Source organism: uncultured Fibrobacter sp. (assembly GCF_937877005.1).
Lineage (GTDB): Bacteria > Fibrobacterota > Fibrobacteria > Fibrobacterales > Fibrobacteraceae > Fibrobacter.
Map to the genome: position 1 here is coordinate 1 of NZ_CALEFV010000213.1, position 2390 is coordinate 2390.

The window sequence follows — 2390 nt, forward strand, 5'->3', positions numbered from 1 at the left end:
AAATACGTTTCTCATGGCGATTTCTAATATATATTTGTAATGTAAAGAGGATTTAACTTGACTATTTTTCATAATAAGACAATCTTGATTGTGGACGACGACCGTATTTCTATAAAATTGGCCGAATTTGTGTTGCAAAAAGATGGCTATAGCATCGTGACGGTGGAGTCTGGTGAAGCTTGTATTGACTACTTGAAGAATCGCGGAGGAATCGACCTAGTCCTTTTGGATATTGAGATGCCCCGTCTTAATGGAATTGAAACCCTTGAAAAAATTCGCGCGGAGAAATCCATTGCCGACACAAGGGTGTTTTTCCTGACTGGCAACGAGTTTAGCAGGTATGAAGACGTTGCACGCCGTCTGAATGTTCTGGATTTCATTTCAAAGCCGGTGTATGGGCCGGAAATGCTGGAACGCGTCAACAAGGCCTTTGCTGATGCCGAGACCGATTCCAGGGATACGATATTGGTCGTTGATGATGACCGCATGAATTTGAAACTCGCTGAGCACATGTTGAGTTCCACCTACAATGTCATCTTGGCTCAGGACTATCAGGAAACGCTCAACAGTCTTTCGATGGAGCGCCCATCGCTTGTGCTTTTGGATGTGCACATGCCCGGTATGAATGGCTTCGAACTGCTGTCTGAAATTCGCAAGATGAAGGCCTGTAGCGACTTGCCGGTCGTATTTTTAACGGCGGACAGCGATAGGGAAACGGAAGTCCGTGTGTTCAGGGAAGGGGCCTTGGATTATATCCAGAAGCCGTTTGTTCCTGAAGTGGTACTAGAGCGAATCAAGCGAATTCTTTCGCTTCGCAAGTTGCAGGTCAATCTTGAAAGTGAAGTGGAGCGTCGGACTGCGGAACTGGAAGAGAGTCGCCGCAAGCATGAAATCTTGTCGCTGCAGGTCGTGAAGACCCTCGCTTCGGCGATTGACGCCAAGGACCGCTACACGAACGGTCATTCTAGCCGCGTGGCAAAGTACAGCAAAGAAATAGCCCTCCGCGCAGGAAAGTCCATCGAATATCAGGATGAAATCTACTTTGTGGCGCTTCTGCACGACATCGGAAAAATTGGAATTCCGGATAACATTTTAAACAAAAGTTCGAAGCTCACGGACGAAGAGTACGAGACGATTAAGCAGCACCCAAGCATCGGGGTGGACATCCTGAAAAACATCACCGAGATGCCGAATATTGAAATTGGTGCGCATTTCCATCATGAACGCTTCGATGGCAAGGGGTATCCTGAAGGCCTTTCCGGCTGCGAGATTCCCGAAATTGCCCGCATCATTGCCGTAGCGGATGCCTACGATGCCATGAGCAGCCGTCGCAGTTACCGTGCGGCGCTGCCCCAGAGCGCTGTCCGCGAAGAAATCGTGAAGGGTCGTGGCCACCAGTTTGATCCGACCTTTGCAGATGTGATGCTCAAGATGATTGACGACGATGTCCGTTACGAAATGCGTGACGACGGCCTGACCTTGTGATGGGAGTCTTCGAAAACAGATGATGGAATCTAATGATATTTTTGAAGAGAACGATCGCCGGGTCTTGAAGACGCTCACGCTCGTGATGCGCTGGCTTTGGGTCATGTTTCCGCTGATTTATCTCGGAAACGTTATCGGGCTATTTAAAATCGACTATTATGAATTGAACCTTTTAACGGCAATCGCCTTTGTCATCTTGTGGTTGCCGACATTCATCGAACGCATGAATGCTTCGCTAAAGACGCGCCGCTATTTTTGTGTGCTAGGCATGGCGAGTATTATTGCAATGCTTGCCGTCAACGAAAATATTGGCGTCTATATGACTTATGCTCTAGCCATGGTGACAAGCCTATTGTTCTTCGATGCGTCGTTCACGCTCAAGATATCGATTGTTAGCTATCTGTTGATTGTCGTGTCGCTTTTCTTTAGGGCATCGGGCGCTAACCATGGTGAATTTTCGTCGGACCTTTTCTGGTGGGTGTCCAGGTCGGCGGGCTTCTTGATTGAATCCATTGCTATGACGCTGGTGTGCATCACGGTGGCGCGCCTTACGCACCGTCTGCTTGAAAATTTGGAGAACGCCCGCCAAAAGGCGCAGCGTTCCGACGAACTCAGCAAGGCTTGGGCCGAGGCCGAGGAAGCGCGCAAGAATGCGGAATCGGCGAACATGGCGAAGAGCTTTTTTCTTGCGAACATGAGCCACGAAATCCGTACCCCCATCAACGGCATCTTGGGAATGAACACGATGCTTTTGAAGGAATGTAAGGACGATTCACTTCTTGAATACGCCCGTAACATCCAGAACGCAGGGCACACGCTATTGTCCCTGGTGAATGATGTCTTGGACATCACCAAGATCGAGTCGGGAAAGATGGAGCGTCTGGTTGGGGAGTACGATCTCTTTT

General features: G+C 49.0%; 2 protein-coding genes. Both read left to right on the plus strand.

Going from position 1 to position 2390, the window contains the following annotated elements; genetic code table 11:
* Positions 1-57 precede the first annotated feature (57 nt).
* Positions 58-1485: a response regulator gene (locus tag Q0628_RS09620; protein ID WP_298770488.1), complete on the plus strand. Its 1428-nt coding sequence runs from the start codon at positions 58-60 to the stop codon at positions 1483-1485.
* A gap of 19 nt (positions 1486-1504) precedes the next feature.
* Positions 1505-2390 (plus strand): histidine kinase dimerization/phospho-acceptor domain-containing protein (locus Q0628_RS09625; RefSeq protein WP_298770490.1); only part of this gene is annotated, 886 nt, incomplete at its 3' end.